The sequence below is a fragment of the Pseudomonas sp. Root71 genome (assembly GCF_001429045.1).
GTDB lineage: Bacteria > Pseudomonadota > Gammaproteobacteria > Pseudomonadales > Pseudomonadaceae > Aquipseudomonas > Aquipseudomonas monachiensis.
The window spans coordinates 162,218-176,390 of the sequence record NZ_LMHY01000003.1 but is presented as its reverse complement, the minus strand read 5'-3'; the positions used below and the strand labels follow the sequence as shown (position 1 = coordinate 176,390).

12 protein-coding genes are annotated in these 14,173 nt (G+C 61.7%); 7 read left to right on the top strand and 5 right to left on the bottom strand.

The window, feature by feature from the left end; genetic code table 11:
• Window positions 1-63: 63 nt before the first annotated feature.
• Entirely contained in the window at window positions 64-2,469 is a 2,406-nt protein-coding gene (locus ASD95_RS05350; protein ID WP_056723064.1) for a DUF3772 domain-containing protein, read from the bottom strand.
• Window positions 2,470-2,781: 312 nt separating this feature from the next.
• Here ASD95_RS05350 and ASD95_RS05345 point away from each other — a divergent pair, with 312 nt between their 5' ends.
• Genes ASD95_RS05345 through ASD95_RS05335 form a run of 3 tightly spaced genes read left to right on the top strand, consistent with a single transcriptional unit; the run spans window position 2,782 to window position 5,755 of the window.
• Window positions 2,782-3,747: a Bug family tripartite tricarboxylate transporter substrate binding protein gene (locus tag ASD95_RS05345; protein WP_056723061.1), complete on the top strand. Its 966-nt coding sequence runs from the start codon at window positions 2,782-2,784 to the stop codon at window positions 3,745-3,747.
• 1 nt (window position 3,748) lies between these two features.
• Window positions 3,749-4,231, top strand: a complete 483-nt coding sequence (locus ASD95_RS05340) for a tripartite tricarboxylate transporter TctB family protein (protein ID WP_056723059.1) — start codon at window positions 3,749-3,751, stop codon at window positions 4,229-4,231.
• A 15-nt stretch (window positions 4,232-4,246) separates the two neighbouring features.
• On the top strand, window positions 4,247-5,755 hold the full coding sequence (locus ASD95_RS05335; RefSeq protein WP_056723056.1) for a tripartite tricarboxylate transporter permease: 1,509 nt from the start codon (window positions 4,247-4,249) through the stop codon (window positions 5,753-5,755).
• Between the two features lie 121 nt (window positions 5,756-5,876).
• Here ASD95_RS05335 and ASD95_RS05330 read toward each other — a convergent pair whose 3' ends face one another.
• Entirely contained in the window at window positions 5,877-6,776 is a 900-nt protein-coding gene (locus ASD95_RS05330) for a LysR substrate-binding domain-containing protein (RefSeq protein ID WP_056723054.1), read from the bottom strand.
• Between the two features lie 160 nt (window positions 6,777-6,936).
• On the opposite strand from ASD95_RS05330, the gene ASD95_RS05325 reads away from it, so the two are divergent.
• Together ASD95_RS05325 and ASD95_RS05320 are read left to right on the top strand one after the other, a co-directional pair.
• The gene (locus ASD95_RS05325) at window positions 6,937-8,238 is read left to right on the top strand and encodes an NAD(P)/FAD-dependent oxidoreductase (protein WP_056723052.1); all 1,302 of its coding nucleotides are present in this window, start codon (window positions 6,937-6,939) and stop codon (window positions 8,236-8,238) included.
• 54 nt (window positions 8,239-8,292) lie between these two features.
• On the top strand, window positions 8,293-9,381 hold the full coding sequence (locus ASD95_RS05320) for a polyamine ABC transporter substrate-binding protein (RefSeq protein ID WP_056723050.1): 1,089 nt from the start codon (window positions 8,293-8,295) through the stop codon (window positions 9,379-9,381).
• A 176-nt stretch (window positions 9,382-9,557) separates the two neighbouring features.
• Here ASD95_RS05320 and ASD95_RS05315 read toward each other — a convergent pair whose 3' ends face one another.
• Complete coding sequence (locus ASD95_RS05315; protein WP_056723048.1) at window positions 9,558-10,076, bottom strand: carboxymuconolactone decarboxylase family protein; 519 nt, start codon at window positions 10,074-10,076, stop codon at window positions 9,558-9,560.
• 133 nt (window positions 10,077-10,209) lie between these two features.
• On the opposite strand from ASD95_RS05315, the gene ASD95_RS05310 reads away from it, so the two are divergent.
• Window positions 10,210-11,025 carry an AraC family transcriptional regulator gene (locus ASD95_RS05310; RefSeq protein ID WP_056723046.1) on the top strand — a complete coding sequence of 272 codons (816 nt, stop codon included), beginning with the start codon at window positions 10,210-10,212 and terminating at the stop codon, window positions 11,023-11,025.
• Between the two features lie 47 nt (window positions 11,026-11,072).
• Here the strand turns inward: ASD95_RS05310 and ASD95_RS05305 are convergent, their stop codons facing one another.
• Entirely contained in the window at window positions 11,073-11,504 is a 432-nt protein-coding gene (locus ASD95_RS05305; RefSeq protein WP_056723044.1) for a nuclear transport factor 2 family protein, read from the bottom strand.
• 157 nt (window positions 11,505-11,661) lie between these two features.
• On the opposite strand from ASD95_RS05305, the gene ASD95_RS05300 reads away from it, so the two are divergent.
• Entirely contained in the window at window positions 11,662-12,312 is a 651-nt protein-coding gene (locus ASD95_RS05300) for a DUF2238 domain-containing protein (protein ID WP_056723042.1), read from the top strand.
• Window positions 12,313-12,395: 83 nt separating this feature from the next.
• Here ASD95_RS05300 and ilvD read toward each other — a convergent pair whose 3' ends face one another.
• Window positions 12,396-14,078 (bottom strand): dihydroxy-acid dehydratase, encoded by a 1,683-nt coding sequence (gene ilvD / locus ASD95_RS05295; protein WP_056723040.1) that lies wholly within the window; start codon window positions 14,076-14,078, stop codon window positions 12,396-12,398.
• Between the last annotated feature and the right edge of the window lie 95 nt (window positions 14,079-14,173).

The following is a 14,173-nucleotide window of genomic DNA, read 5'->3' as shown; positions in this document are numbered from 1 at the left end:
TTGATCCTGGTTTAAAAATCAGATCAAAAGATCGCAGCCTTCGGCAGCTCCTACGGATTGGTGTTACGCGCCAGGTGGCGATTTCGCCAGTTCAATCCCGGCGGCCCCCAGCCGCTTGAGTATTTCAAACAGCAGCTCGCTTTTGATCGCGCCGACCGTGCGTGGGCTGCCGACATAACCGGTGATGGTCAAGGTGATGCCTTCAGGCTTCAGCTGACTGAAACGCAAAAACGGCGCGGGTTTATCCAGAATGGATTCATGCTCGGTGTAGGTGTCCATCAGCAGGTTTTGCACCAGCTCCGGGTCGATATCCAGCGGGAACATCAGTTCGAGTATCACCACGCCCTGGGCGCTGCCGCCGAGGGTGACGTTGCGCAGGTTCTGCGAAATCAGGTGGGAGTTGGGCACGATCATGATCGAACGGTCGGCCAGTTGGATTTCCGTGGCCCGCACGTTGATCCGTCGTATATCGCCTTCGACTCCGCTGATGCTGATCAGGTCGCCGACCTTCACCGGACGCTCGGTGAGCAGGATCAGGCCGGAGATGAAGTTCTTCACGATCTCCTGGAGACCGAAGCCGATGCCCACCGACAATGCACTGACAATCCAGGCCAGGTTGGTCCACTTGACCCCCAGCGACGACAGTGTGAGTAGCACCACGGATGCGTAACCGATGTTGGCAAACAGGGTGCTGAGCGAGGCGCACATGCCCGGGTCCATCTCGGTTTTTGGCAGGAACTCGTTATCCAGCCAGCGTCGGAAGGCGCGAATCAGGTAGATGCCGATCACCAGGGCGAGGACGGCATTGAGCAGGTTGTCCGGGACGATGTTCAGCTTGCGCAGCCCTTCGCCGCCGAGTATGGCCACGGTGCCGGTGACCAGTTGCCCGAGCGTCGTCCCCACGCCGCCGACGAACAGGGCAATGACGCCGATCAGCATCAGGATGGCGCGGCCAGCCCCGGACATGACGGTGCAGATCTGCTCCAGGCGTGGATTGCCGATGCCCAACAGCTGCTTGATCGCCTTGCCGGAGGCTTGCCGGGGCGAGAAAAGGTAGTCGCAGGTGTCCTGGTAGACCTGTGTCAGCAGGTAGAAACCGGCGAAGATGATGAATATCCAGACCAGTTCATAGGTGATGAACCGGGCCATCGTCACATAGCCGATCAGCAGGGCGAACAGGGACACCACCACGGCCGCGCCGGTGAAGGTGTAAATCAGACCGGCGAAGGTGGTGACGCCTTCGGGGGCTTCTCCGGCAACGATCAGGTCTCTGCGTGTCTTGCTGACGCGCAACAGCAGCGCACCGATCACCAGTGCCGCGACCAGTGCCACGATGCCCCGACCGAACAACACCACTTCGGCGCTCATGCCGGTGACATTGCTCATCTGCACCAGGGTCACCAGCACCAGCAGCAGGCTGGCCAGCAACCGCGGATAAGGCTCCATCGCCAGAGCCACCGGGTCGGCAATATCGGGCAGGCGCCATGAAGGATGTTTGGTGGATAACAACGCGCGGCTCAATCCGGTGATCAGCACGCAGGTATAGGCCAGCTTTTCCAGGTATTGCGCCAGGTCGGCCAGCAGGGGGGTGTAGGGCAGTTGCCGGGTCCCGGCAAAGTGCAGCAATTGCAGGGCGATGCCGGCGGTCAGTAGCGTCGCGATCACCGACGCCAGCGCAAGGGAGCTGCGCCGCAACCGGCCTGCAGGCATTCGATGAAAGCACAGCCACGCCAGGCCCCGGCCGGCGAGGTTTCGCCCCACGGTCCATATGACCAGGGCCAGCAACAGCAGGGCGGCCGTGATCCCGCGTTGTCCGGGTTGCCAGGCGGCCCGGTGCGTGGCCTCGAGTTGCTCGATGAGGGCGCTGAACCGCTGACGGTCCTCGATCGGCAGAGCGAACAATGGCGACCAGAAACCCGGGTTCAGGATGCTGCTGGTCTGCTGGGTCACTTCCGCTTCCAGCAGGCTGCGCCGGATGCTGGCAATCTGGGTGATCAGTTCGGCGGCACTTATTTTTAGCGCGGCCAGGGTTTTGAGTTGGCTGTCGATCTTGTCCTTTTGCTCGCCGAGGGCATCTCGTTGGGTGGTGATGGCAGACGTCACCTGTGCGTTCTCGTCAAGCGGCACTGGCCCCAGCACGTTGAGTTGCGCCTGCAATTGCGCCTGTCCAGGCAGCAGCGATGTAGACAGGCGTTCAATCTCCTGAATCAGTACTTGTACCTGGTCCTGTGAGCTTTCCAATTGGGTGTAATTGCTGGCCTGGGAAACCTGCTGCTTGAGGCTGTTGAGCTGGTTCTGCACCCCCAGCAATTCGCCGTCGGAGATGCTGATGATCGGGGCCGCGGGGGCGGGAGCGGGGGCAAGTGCAGGAGTCGGGGCGTCGGCCATGTCCCCCGCCAACAGCCATCCCGGGCTTGCCGCCAGAACCGCGAAGGCGACGTGAATCATTGACTTCAAGACATTGCGCATCGGCGAGCTCGACGGGTTGTTAGTCACTTAGCCAATGAGGTTAGGTCAAGACACGCACCCTAGAGCATTGTTTTGTCGGAAGGGCCCCGGCTGGTTTTTGCCTGGGTGTGACTCATGTAGCCGGTGGCTGGCCTGACAGCGTTCAGGTTAGCGAGGCGATCCCTCAGCGGGTTGCGGCGCCGTTGGCGGGTGGTTTGAGCAAAACAGATCAACCCACGGAACCATGGCCTAAGCTTGTTTGCAGGCCCCTGCTTATCGTGCACCTCGATGGGCAAGCGGCACCTATAAAAACAATGCAATCAGGAGATACCCATGTCCGCCTTGATCCGTCGTTTCAGTCGCTGCATGGCCGCCGGCTTGACCGCTGCCGTGCTTGTCGCACCAGCCTTTGCGCTGGATACCGTGAAATTCATGGCCCCGGGTTCCGTGGGCGGTGGTTACGACCAGACCGCCCGGGTGCTGGGCAAGGCCATGGTCGAGGCCAATACGGCCAAGGCCGTGACTTTCGAGAACAAGGGTGGGGCGGGCGGGACCCTGGGACTGGCGCAATTTGCCAACAGCACCAAGGGTGACCCGAACGCATTGCTGGTGGTCGGCGCGATCATGGTCGCGGGCATCGAACAGAACAAACCGCAGATCAGCCTGAAGGATGTGACGCCCATTGCCCGGCTGTTCACCGAGTACAACGTGATCGCCGTGCGCAAGGAGTCTGAATACAAGACCCTCGATGATCTGATCAAGGCCTTCAAGGCCAGTCCAACGAGCATCACCTGGGGCGGCGGCTCCAAGGGCTCGGTGGATCACATTGGCATTGCCGAGCTGGCCGGCAAGCTGGACGTGCCGGTCAACAAGGTCAACTACGTGGCCTTTGGCGGTGGTGGCGAGGTGGTTGCCCAGGCGCTGGGCGGCCAGCTCAAGGTGATCACCGGCGGTTATGCCGAGCTGGGCCAATACATCAAGACTGGTCAGTTTCGTGTCCTGGCCATCGGCGCGCCGGAGCGGGTTCCCGGCATTGATGCACCGACCCTCAAGGAAAGCGGCTATGACGTGACGATCGGCAACTGGCGCGGCGTTTATGGTGCAGCGGGCCTTACCCTGCAGCAGCGTAAAGAGGTGATAGACGCGGTCGTGGCCGCCACCAACAGCAAGGTCTGGCAGGACAATATCCAGGCCAATGCCTGGACGCCCAGCGTGCTGACTGGCGATGACTTCGGCAAATTCGTCGAGGAAGAACACGTGCGGTTGCGCGCCATGCTGGTCAAGGTCGGGCTGCTTTGAGATGGCCACACAGCGCGCAGTGGTACCGACGCAATTGGCGGTCGGCATCGGCCTGATCGCCATCAGCGTCGTATTGGCGATCGGCGCCTACCGGTTTCCGCCGGAAATGGGCTTCGTGATCCTCCCGGCGTACGTCTATCCCAATGTCGTGGCGGCGTTTCTCGGTGCAGTGGGACTGCTGCTGGGGTATCAGGCGGTCAGTGGCGGTTTTCGCGAGCTGGATAATGACGCCACCACGGTGCCCGGTGGAAAAACCGGTGCGGCCTGGGTGACGGCGGGGCTTGTCGGGGTGGCGCTGCTGATCAACCTGATCGGGTTTGTGCTGGCAGCCGGGTTGCTGTTCGCCTGTTCGGCGCGGGGGTTCGGCAGCCGTCATCCCGTGCGGGACCTGGCCATCGGCATTGCCTTGACCCTGCCGATCTACTGGCTGTTCAACGCCGGGCTGGGGGTTTCCCTGCCGTCGCTGATCAACATCTGGCTTTGAAAGGAGCTCGACACCGTGGACATTCTTTCAAGCCTGGCGATGGGTTTTTCCTCGGCGCTGACGCCGATCAATCTGATGTGGGGGTTCATCGGCTGCCTGCTCGGCACTGCCATCGGCGTGTTGCCGGGGATCGGTCCGGCGCTGACGGTGGCCCTGCTGTTGCCGATCACCGCCAAGGTCGATCCTACCGGCGCGCTGATCATGTTCGCCGGTATTTATTACGGCGCGCAGTTCGGTGGTTCCACCACCTCGATCCTGCTCAACACACCCGGCGAATCGTCTTCCATGGTCACGGCCCTGGAAGGCAACCTGATGGCGCGCAACGGCCGGGCCGGTCCCGCGCTGGCAACGGCGGCGATCGGCTCGTTCGTCGCCGGCACCATCGCCACGATTTTGCTGACGCTGTTTGCGCCCATTGTGGCCAGGCTGGCCCTGAACTTCGGCCCGACCGAGTATTTCGCGATCCTGGTGCTGTCGTTCACCACCGTGTCGGCGGTGCTCGGCGCTTCCATGCTGCGCGGGTTTGCCTCACTGGGCGTCGGGCTGACCATCGGTTTGATCGGCCTGGACTCGACCTCGGGCATTGCCCGCTACACATTGGGTGTTCCCGAACTGGTGGACGGCATCGAAGTAGTGCTGGTGGCGGTCGGTTTGTTCGCGGTGGGCGAGGCCTTGTACAGCCTGCTCTATCAAAAGGAATCAAACGAAGGCCGGCATCGCCTGACCTCATTGTGGATGACCCGCGCCGACTGGAAACGCTCGGTGCCTGCGTGGCTTCGGGGCACGCTGATCGGTTTTCCGTTTGGCTCGATTCCGGCCGGTGGCGCCGAGATTCCGACCTTCCTGTCCTATTCCGCCGAACGCAAACTCAGTAAGTACCCCAAGGAGTTTTCCGCCAACAAGGGCGAAGGCGCCATCGAAGGCGTGGCCGGCCCGGAAGCGGCCAACAACGCCAGCGCGACCGGGTCTCTGGTGCCGTTGCTGACCCTGGGCATCCCGACGTCCGCCACCGCGGCGATTCTGCTGGCGGCATTCCAGAACTACAACCTGCAACCGGGGCCGATGCTGTTCGAAACCTCCGCGGAACTGGTCTGGACGCTGGTGGCCTCGCTGTACATTGGCAACGTGATCCTGCTGGTGTTGAACCTGCCGCTGGTGGGGCTGTGGGTCAAACTGCTGCAAATCCCCCGGCCGTACCTGAACGCCGGCATCCTGGTCTTCGCCACCATTGGCGTGTATGGCATGCGCCACTCCTCCTTCGACCTGATCCTGATGTTGGCCATTGGCTGGGGCGGGGTGCTGATGCGCCGTTTCGACTTCCCCGTCGCCCCGGTGATCGTCGGCATGCTGCTGGGGCCGATGGCGGAGAAACAATTGCGTAACGCCTTGTCCATCAGCGAGGGCGACTGGACGGTGTTCCTCACGCAACCGATCTCGGCGTTCTTTCTCGCCCTGACGCTGCTGGTGCTGGTGGTGCCCCATGTGCTGCATAAACGCGGCATCAAGTTGCATGAGGATGATTGAGTCCTGCGATGCGCAACCCCTGTGGGAGCGAGCTTGCTCGCGATGGCGGAGTGTCAGACACCTGTGATGTCGACTGTCACGCCCTCATCGCGAGCAAGCTCGCTCCCACAGGTTCTGGGGCCTACTTGGCGGACTGCGTTGTGGTTTGCGCGGTGAACCATTGCATGACGGGTGCGCAGGCTGGATGCGATGCCGCCGATGGTTGCAGGCACAACGAGTAAATCCCCCGGGTCTTCAACGGCTCACCAAACGGAATCACCAGTTCTCCCCGTTGAATCGACTCGCCCGCCAGGGTCATGTCGGTCATCGCCACGCCAAGGCCCCGGGCGGCGGCATCGAGCGCCAGTTCGTCGAGATTGAAGGGGATGTGCCGATAGTCATGCAGCGCCTTGCCGCCATGGGCTGACAGCCAGACCTGCCAGTCATGTTGATCGGAGGAACGGTGCAGCAACGCGAACCCCGACAGATCCTCCAGCGAAGCCAATGGCCGATCGGTGGTGCCCAGCCCTGGTGCACATACGGGCACCAACGCTTCTTCGAACAGGGTCAGGCAATCGGGCGCTGTGGCCGGCTCGGGCAGATAGAGAATGTAGGCGTCGCTGTCACTGGCCGGCTCGACCACTTCAGTGGCCACGGTTTCGATTGCCAGGGATACGTCCGGGTGATGCCGGTAGAACTCGTTCAACCTGGGCAACAACCAGCGCACCGCCAGTGACACGTGCATGCGAATGCGGAACGGGCGCTTTTGCGGCGCGAGCCGGTCTTCGAGGGTGCGCAACTGTTCGAGGATGCTGCGCGCGCTGGCCAGTACCTGTTCGCCCTCGGCGGTCAGCTGAAGGCTGCGGCTGCTCCTGACAAACAGCGCCACGCCAAAGTGGCCCTCCAGTTGCTGGATCTGTCGGCTCACGGCGCTTTGGGTCAGGCAGAGCTTTTGCGCCGCCTGGGTGAAGCTGCCCGACCCGGCGACCTCGACCAGGGCTTGCAAGCCCTGCAGTGAGGGCACGTGGCGAATCTTGTCCATGCGTTTTCAGAATGCCTCGATGATTTAATAACGTTGGTTGCCCGGGTTTTGAGCCTTTAGATTCTAGTCATCGCAGCCGTCCTCGAAAACCATTTATGCAAATCCTGCATGCAGTGTTTTGGATCGAGACGGTTCGCAGAACAAGAAAACGAGGTGACGCATGGAAAATATCTGTGGCTGGATTGCGCAAGCGGGGAGTTCACCCCTGCGCGAGCCGCTCAAAGGCACGCAGCAGGCCGACTGGCTGGTAATCGGTGCCGGCATCACCGGCCTCAGTGCCGCGCACGCCCTGGCGCAAATGCACCCCCAGGCACGCATCGTGGTCGTGGACCGGCAGCGGGCTGCGCAGGGGGCATCGGCGCGCAATTCCGGTTTTGTGGTGGCCCATGAGCATCCTGCCGCTGGCGAGTTGGTGGGCAGTGACGGATTCGCCGGGTATCAGGTAGATACGTCCATCGGCCGCGCGGCTGCCGACGAGGTCCGTAAGCAGATAGCCCGCCATGGCATCGAATGCGACTTCAGGGAGTCGGGCTATTTCTTCGCCGTCAGCGATCCACGCAAACTGACCCAGGTCGAGGTCAAGCTGCAGACCCTGCGTGCCGTGGGCGCCAGTGCGCAGTTTCTGCAAGGCGAGTCGTTGCTCGAGAAACTCGGCAGCCGGCACTACCGCGCCGCGATCTGGTGCGGCAACGGCAATGCGCTGCTGCAACCTGCGAAGTACGTGAGGGGCTTGCTCGATGCCCTGCCGCCGAAAGTGACGGTCTACGAGAACACCGATATCACAGGCCTTGAGCGCCTGGGTAACGGCCGGATTCGCGCCAGGGGCCAAAAAGGCTGTGTCGAGGCCAAACAGGTATTGGTCTGCCTTAACGCCTTTATCCCCCGCGCAGGCATCGAGGACAGTGGCACATTCGCGATGGAACTCAGTGCCAGCCTCACGCGCCCCCTCAGCGATCAAGAGTTTCAAACCCTGGGTGCGCCAGCGTCCTGGGGCGTGCTGTCGACCCGTCCGCTCGGGGCCACGGTGCGCCTGACCCCGGATCGCCGGGTGATGATCCGCAACACCGCGGAGTACCGCTCGAGGGATTTGTCATTGAGCGAATTGTCGACTCGCCGCCAGCACCATGTGCTGGGGTTGCAACGACGTTTCCCGATGCTCGGCGAGCAGGACATCGAATACACCTGGACCGGACATCTCAGCGCTTCGCGTTCCGGGCAACCGTATTTCGGCAAAGTCGAGGAGGGCGTGTTTGCCGTGGCCGGGTGCAATGGTTCCGGCGTGGCGCGGGGCACGCTGTGGGGCCGCTTGCTGGCGGAGCTGGCCTCGGGTCGTGAGTCGCCGCTGATGCGGTCGGTCATGCAACGGGCACAACCCGGCTGGCTGCCGCCCAAACCCTTGCTCGACATCGGTGCCATGCTGCGTATGCGCGTGGAAGCGGTCCGGGCCAGAAGCGAAATCTGAAAACACCCGTTTCACAACAAGAACAAAAGCACTTCCCATCGAAGGTGATTCAACATGCGCGTCAATACGCTTTCCCTTGTGGCCCTGATTTCGACGTTTTCCGCTGTCACCCATGCCGACGAAACCGTAAACATTTCCAACTGGAACGGCTACATCGCCGATGACACCCTGGCCAATTTCACCCGGGACACCGGGATCAAGGCGACCTACGACATCCACGACAGCAACGAAGTGCTGGAATCGAAGCTGATGACCGGCAACACCGGGTATGACGTGGTCAGCCCGTCGAACCACTTCCTGTCACGCCTGATCAAGGCCGGGGCCATCCAGAAACTCGACAGGAGCCAGTTGCCCAACTGGAAAAACCTCGACCCGGCGCTGATGAAAAAGCTTGAGGTCAACGATCCGGGCAACCAGTACGGCTACCCCTACATGTGGGGCACGGCGGGCATCGGCTACAACGTCGAGAAGATCAAGGCGATCTTCGGCAATACCGACGTCACCCGGTCCTGGAGCCTGTTCTTCGACGAAAACAACATCAAGAAGCTCAGCGAGTGTGGGGTGGCGATCATTGACAACCCGACGCAGATCCTGCCGATCACCCTCAATTACCTGGGCCTGCCACCCCACAGCCATGAGCCGGCCGACTACAAGAAAGCCGAGCAGGCGCTGCTGAAAATCCGGCCTTACGTCCAGTATTTCCACGCGTCCAAGTACATCAGCGACCTGGCCAACGGCAACGTCTGCGCGGTGATCGGTTTCAACGGCGACATCGTGCAGGCCGCCGCGAGTGCCAGGGAGGCGAAAAACGGGATCGACATTGCCTACTCGATCCCGGACGAGGGTTCCACCTTGTGGCTGGACATGGTGGTCATGCCCAAGAGCGCGCCACACGAGAAGAACGGCTACGCCTACATGAACTACCTGCTGGAGCCGAAGGTGATTGCCAACATCAGCAACAGCATCCACTACGCCAACCCCAACAGTGCGGCGGATGCCTTCGTCGACCCGGCGGTGAAGCAGGACCTGGCGATCTATCCGCCCAAGAGCGTGATGGACAAGCTGTTTACCGTCGAGGACTTGCCCGCGGCCATTGCACGGTTGAGCACGCGGTTGTGGACCAAGCTGAAAACCAATACCTGACCGATTGGTGATTCCGGTCAATCAGATGTGACACTGCACCTGTGGCGAGGGAGCTTGCTCCCGCTGGGCAGCGAAGCGGCCCCGGCTCTTCATACGAAAAGCTGGGACTGCTGCGCAGTCCAACGGGAGCAAGCTCCCTCGCCACGGTTACTCTTTTGCCTGAGTCAACGATTCATTCAGGCGTCGATGGCCGGGAAGTCGATGTCGGTCAGCACAGCATTGTTCAGGTAGTTGGTCAATGTCTGCGAAGCCACATGGGCGATCACTTCGATGATCTTGCTGTCGTCGATACCGGCGCTACGGGCAGCGGCGAGCTGCTCGACGGTCAGGTGACCACGGCTTTCGGTGATCTGGCGGGCGAGGGCGGCAATGGCGTTGAGCTCGCCGTGTCGTGCGCTGAGGATGTCCTGCTTCGACAGCCCGGCCTTGCCGGCGAACAGCGTGTGAGCCGCCAGGCAGTAGTCGCAACCGTTGACCTGCGAGGTGGCAAGGAACACCGCTTCCTTTTCCGTGGCGCTCAGGGATGTCTTGCTCAGTGCGGCTGAGTTTTGCAGATACGAGGCTAGCACCGCTGGGGCATGGGCCAGTACTTTGAAGAGATTGGGCAGAAAACCGATTTTCTTCTGCACGCCTTCCAGCAGCGGGCGGGTGGCGTCGGTGGCGTGTTCCAGGCTGATCGGGGTAATGCGGGTCATGGTGATACTCCGTGGTGTGAAGCGCGGTATGCGCTGGCTACGGAGCTGATGTTAGGGAGAGTGCCTGGTGTTTTGGGTGCGAATCGTCGAGGATATGCGACAGATCGTCCAGAACTGCTTCCGGGAGCCTGTCATGGATCGCTTGTCTACGTTGCTCACACACTTCGGCGTCAATGCCGGCACTTTCCATAGCGGTACGTTCTGCGGCACCGCCGCCTACGACGGACAACAGGCCAGCGGTCATTTGCACCTGCTTCAAGCGGGCGAGTTACTGCTCAAGATGGGCGACCAGCCGGACCTGCAACTGACCGAACCGAGCCTGATCTTTTTCCCCCGGCCCTATCGACATCGCCTGTTTGCGTCTGAGTCGTCCGGCACGCAGCTGGTGTGCGCGACCCTGGATTTCGACGGCGGTGCGGGCAATGCCCTGGCGGCGGCGCTGCCGGATTATCTGGTGCTCAAGCTCGATGAAATCCCGACCCTGGCCGGGACCCTGGAATGGCTGTTCAACGAGGCGTTCGACGGTACTTGCGGGCGCGAAGCGGTGATGGATCGTCTGTTCGAGCTGCTGGTGATTCTGTTGCTGCGGCACATCCTGAGCACCACAGGCCAGCAACCGGGCATGCTGGCCGGCCTCGCCGATGCGCGCCTGGCGCGGCCCCTGAGCCTGATGCATCAAACCCCGTCCAAGGCCTGGAGCGTGGCCGAACTCTCGGTTGCCGCCAACATGTCGCGGGCCAGTTTCGCCGAGCATTTTCGCCGGGTCGTCGGGCAGACGCCGGTGGATTACCTGGTGAGCTGGCGCATCAGCCTGGCCCAGAAACGCCTGCGCGAGGGCCGGCCGATTGCGCTGATTGCCGAGGAAGTTGGTTATGAGAGCCCCTCGGCGCTGGCCCGGGCGTTTCGGCGTAAAACCGGGCTCAGTCCCAGGGAGTGGAAAGGTAGTTGATTCACCCGAAAACCTTGTGGGAGCGGTGCGGCTTCTTTACGCGGGCATCAGAACTTGAACGCCTGCCGTCCCACCAACAGCCATTTGCCGTCCTGCTTTTGCCAGATCTGGAGGTTTTCGATTTCCGTCGGCACCACTTCGGTGCCTTTGAGCGCTTGCGCCGAGAAGTGGTGACGAACCAGCGCGACATCGCCGGAGACGGTTATGGTCTGGTTCTGCATCTCAAGGGTCTTGAACGCGCTTTTGCCGGTTTCGATGTCGGCGATGAAGGCCTGCTTGTCCTGGATCTTGCCGCTGGAATGCCCGTAGGTCAGGTTCTCGGCGGTCAAGGCGTTCAGTTCCGGGATGTCTTTGTGCAGCATGGCCTGGGTCAGGTGGTCGACCGCCTGGGCCACATCCTTGTCCGCGGCGGCCGGGGTGGCGGCGACGTAGCCGCTGAACAGGCACAGAAAACCGATCAGCACTTTTGCTTTTTTCATGGGTGTTTCCTTGTTGTTGTAGGGATAGCGCGATGACTGGATGAGCATTCATCAGTCATCGTACAACTTATCATGAGGCAGAGGAAAAAAGCGAACTTGCCTGGTGCCCTTGCCTCGAAGTTAAAAAGGCGATGCCCTGACTTCGAGGTAGTACGCCATGCAGCCTGATCCGCGTATACGGTTCGACCTGACGTTGCTCATGGTGTTTGTGCTGGTGGTCGTGGCGTCGGGTTTTTCTCCCCGCAGTCGGGTGGACTGGGCGCTGGAGAACCTGCTGGTGCTGTTGCTGGTGGGGACTTTGGTGGCGGTATCTCGTCGGTTCCGCTTGTCGGCGATGTCCATCACGCTGGTGTTTGCGTTTCTGTGCGTGCATGAATTGGGCGCCCATTACACCTATTCCCTGGTGCCTTACGATCACTGGTCTTCGGCGTGGTTGGGCTTCAGTTTTGACCGGGCGGCAGGTACACACCGCAATCACTACGACCGCCTGGTGCATCTGAGCTATGGGTTGCTGCTGGCTTATCCGGTGCGCGAAGTGCTGCGGCGACTGACGCCGCTGCGCGGGTTCTGGCTGTTTTTCGTGACCCTGAACATCATGCTGTCGACATCCGCCTTGTATGAACTGGTGGAGTGGGTTGGCGGTGCCTTCCTGGGCAATGACACGGCGAAGGCCTTCGTCGGCGCGCAAAACGATCCGTGGGATTCGCAAAAGGACATGGCCATCGCGGTTGCCGGGGCGTTTGTCAGCCTGTTGCCGGTGTCCTTGCGCGACAGGGTGCAAAAGCAAGCAATGACGACTGCAAGGTGATCGGTTCAGGCTTTGAAGTAGAGGTTGCCTGACAGGCCGCCTGCTCGCGATGGCATTAGACCAAACAGCGCCAGACTCAAACCTTACAGGTACTTATCCGTCACAGCCCCCTCCGAAGCACTGGACACCGTCTTCGCATACTTGGCCAACACCCCGCGCGTGTACTTGGATGGCGGCCGCACCCAACGCGACTTGCGCTCGGCCAGCACGGCATCGGAGACATCCACCGTGATCTGCCGGGTTTGCGCATCGATGATGATCCTGTCGCCATTCTCGACCAGCGCAATCGGCCCGCCTTCAAAGGCTTCCGGCGTGATATGCCCGACCACGAAACCGTGGGAACCACCGGAAAAACGCCCGTCGGTGATCAGCGCCACCTCCTTGCCGAGGCCCTTGCCCATGACCGCGGAGGTCGGCGAGAGCATTTCGCGCATGCCCGGGCCGCCCTTGGGCCCTTCGTAGCGGATCACGATGACATCGCCGGGCTGCACTTCGCCATTGAGAATGCCGGCCAGCGCACCTTCCTCGCCGTGATAGACCCGGGCCGTGCCTTCGAAACGCAGGCCTTCCTTGCCGGTGATCTTGGCCACGGCGCCGGTGGGCGAGAGGTTGCCGCGCAGAATGACCAGGTGAGAGTCCTTCTTGATCGGCTGGTCGAAAGGCCGGATCACGTCCTGGCCGGCGGGGTAGTCGGGCACGCTGGCCAGGTTTTGCGCCAGGGTCTGGCCGGTGACGGTCAGCACATCGCCGTGCAGCATGCCGGCGTCGAGCATGCGCTTCATCAGCGGTTGAATGCCGCCGATGGCCACCAGTTCGCTCATCATGTATTGACCGCTGGGGCGCAGGTCGGCGACCACCGGGGAAACCTTGCCCAACTCAACGAAGTCATCCAGGGTCAGCTCGACGTCCACCGCATTGGCCATGGCCAGCAGATGCAGCACGGCGTTGGTCGAGCCGGCGAGGGCGATCACCACGCGAATGGCGTTCTCGAAGGCTTTGCGGGTCATGATGTCGCGAGGCTTGAGGTCGAGCTTGAGCAGCTCCATCACCTGCTGGCCGGCGCGGAAGCTGTCCGAAGCCTTGTCGCCGCCGATGGCGTCCTGGGAGCTGGAACCGGGCAGGCTCATGCCCAAGGCTTCAATGGCCGAGGCCATGGTGTTGGCGGTGTACATGCCGCCACAGGAACCGGGGCCGGGAATCGCCACTTCCTCGATCTGCTTGACCTGGATCTCGCTGATGTCGCCCCGCGCGTGCTGGCCCACGGCCTCGAACACGGAAATGATGTCGGTGTGGCCGGCACCCGGCTGGATGGTGCCGCCATAGACAAAGATCGACGGGCGATTGAGTCGCGCCATGCCGATCAGGCAGCCCGGCATGTTCTTGTCGCAGCCGCCGATGGTCACCAGGCCATCGAAACCCTCGCAACCGGTGACCACTTCGATGGAGTCGGCGATCACCTCGCGGGACACCAGGGAATACTTCATGCCTTCGGTGCCGTTGGCGATGCCATCGGAAATGGTGATGGTGTTGAAGATCACGCCCTTGGCCCCGGCGGCATTCGCGCCTTTTTCGGCTTCGAGCGCCAGCTTGTCGATGTGCATGTTGCAAGGCGTGACCATGGCCCAGGTCGAGGCGATGCCGATCTGCGGCTTGGTGAAGTCTGCATCGGTAAAGCCCACGGCCCGCAACATGGCGCGTGCCGGTGCGGCCTCCACGCCGTCGATCACTTGAGAGGAGTACTTGCGCAGATCGTCTTTGTCGCTCATGACTGGCTCCTGTCGCTGATGGCTGTTGCTCACACACGCGTTGGGAAAAAACAGGATGAGTATAGAAGGCCGGGCGCCCGGGCCCGGACTAACCG

Excerpts from the sequence above, each read along its gene's own strand:
- ASD95_RS05350 (WP_056723064.1), bottom strand. The coding sequence starts at position 2,469 with ATGCGCAATGTCTTGAAGTCAATGATTCACGTCGCCTTCGCGGTTCTG.
- ASD95_RS05345 (WP_056723061.1), top strand. The coding sequence starts at position 2,782 with ATGTCCGCCTTGATCCGTCGTTTCAGTCGCTGCATGGCCGCCGGCTTG.
- ASD95_RS05340 (WP_056723059.1), top strand. The coding sequence starts at position 3,749 with ATGGCCACACAGCGCGCAGTGGTACCGACGCAATTGGCGGTCGGCATC.
- ASD95_RS05330 (WP_056723054.1), bottom strand. The coding sequence starts at position 6,776 with ATGGACAAGATTCGCCACGTGCCCTCACTGCAGGGCTTGCAAGCCCTG.
- ASD95_RS05325 (WP_056723052.1), top strand. The coding sequence starts at position 6,937 with ATGGAAAATATCTGTGGCTGGATTGCGCAAGCGGGGAGTTCACCCCTG.
- ASD95_RS05320 (WP_056723050.1), top strand. The coding sequence starts at position 8,293 with ATGCGCGTCAATACGCTTTCCCTTGTGGCCCTGATTTCGACGTTTTCC.
- ASD95_RS05315 (WP_056723048.1), bottom strand. The coding sequence starts at position 10,076 with ATGACCCGCATTACCCCGATCAGCCTGGAACACGCCACCGACGCCACC.
- ASD95_RS05310 (WP_056723046.1), top strand. The coding sequence starts at position 10,210 with ATGGATCGCTTGTCTACGTTGCTCACACACTTCGGCGTCAATGCCGGC.
- ASD95_RS05305 (WP_056723044.1), bottom strand. The coding sequence starts at position 11,504 with ATGAAAAAAGCAAAAGTGCTGATCGGTTTTCTGTGCCTGTTCAGCGGC.
- ASD95_RS05300 (WP_056723042.1), top strand. The coding sequence starts at position 11,662 with ATGCAGCCTGATCCGCGTATACGGTTCGACCTGACGTTGCTCATGGTG.
- ilvD (WP_056723040.1), bottom strand. The coding sequence starts at position 14,078 with ATGAGCGACAAAGACGATCTGCGCAAGTACTCCTCTCAAGTGATCGAC.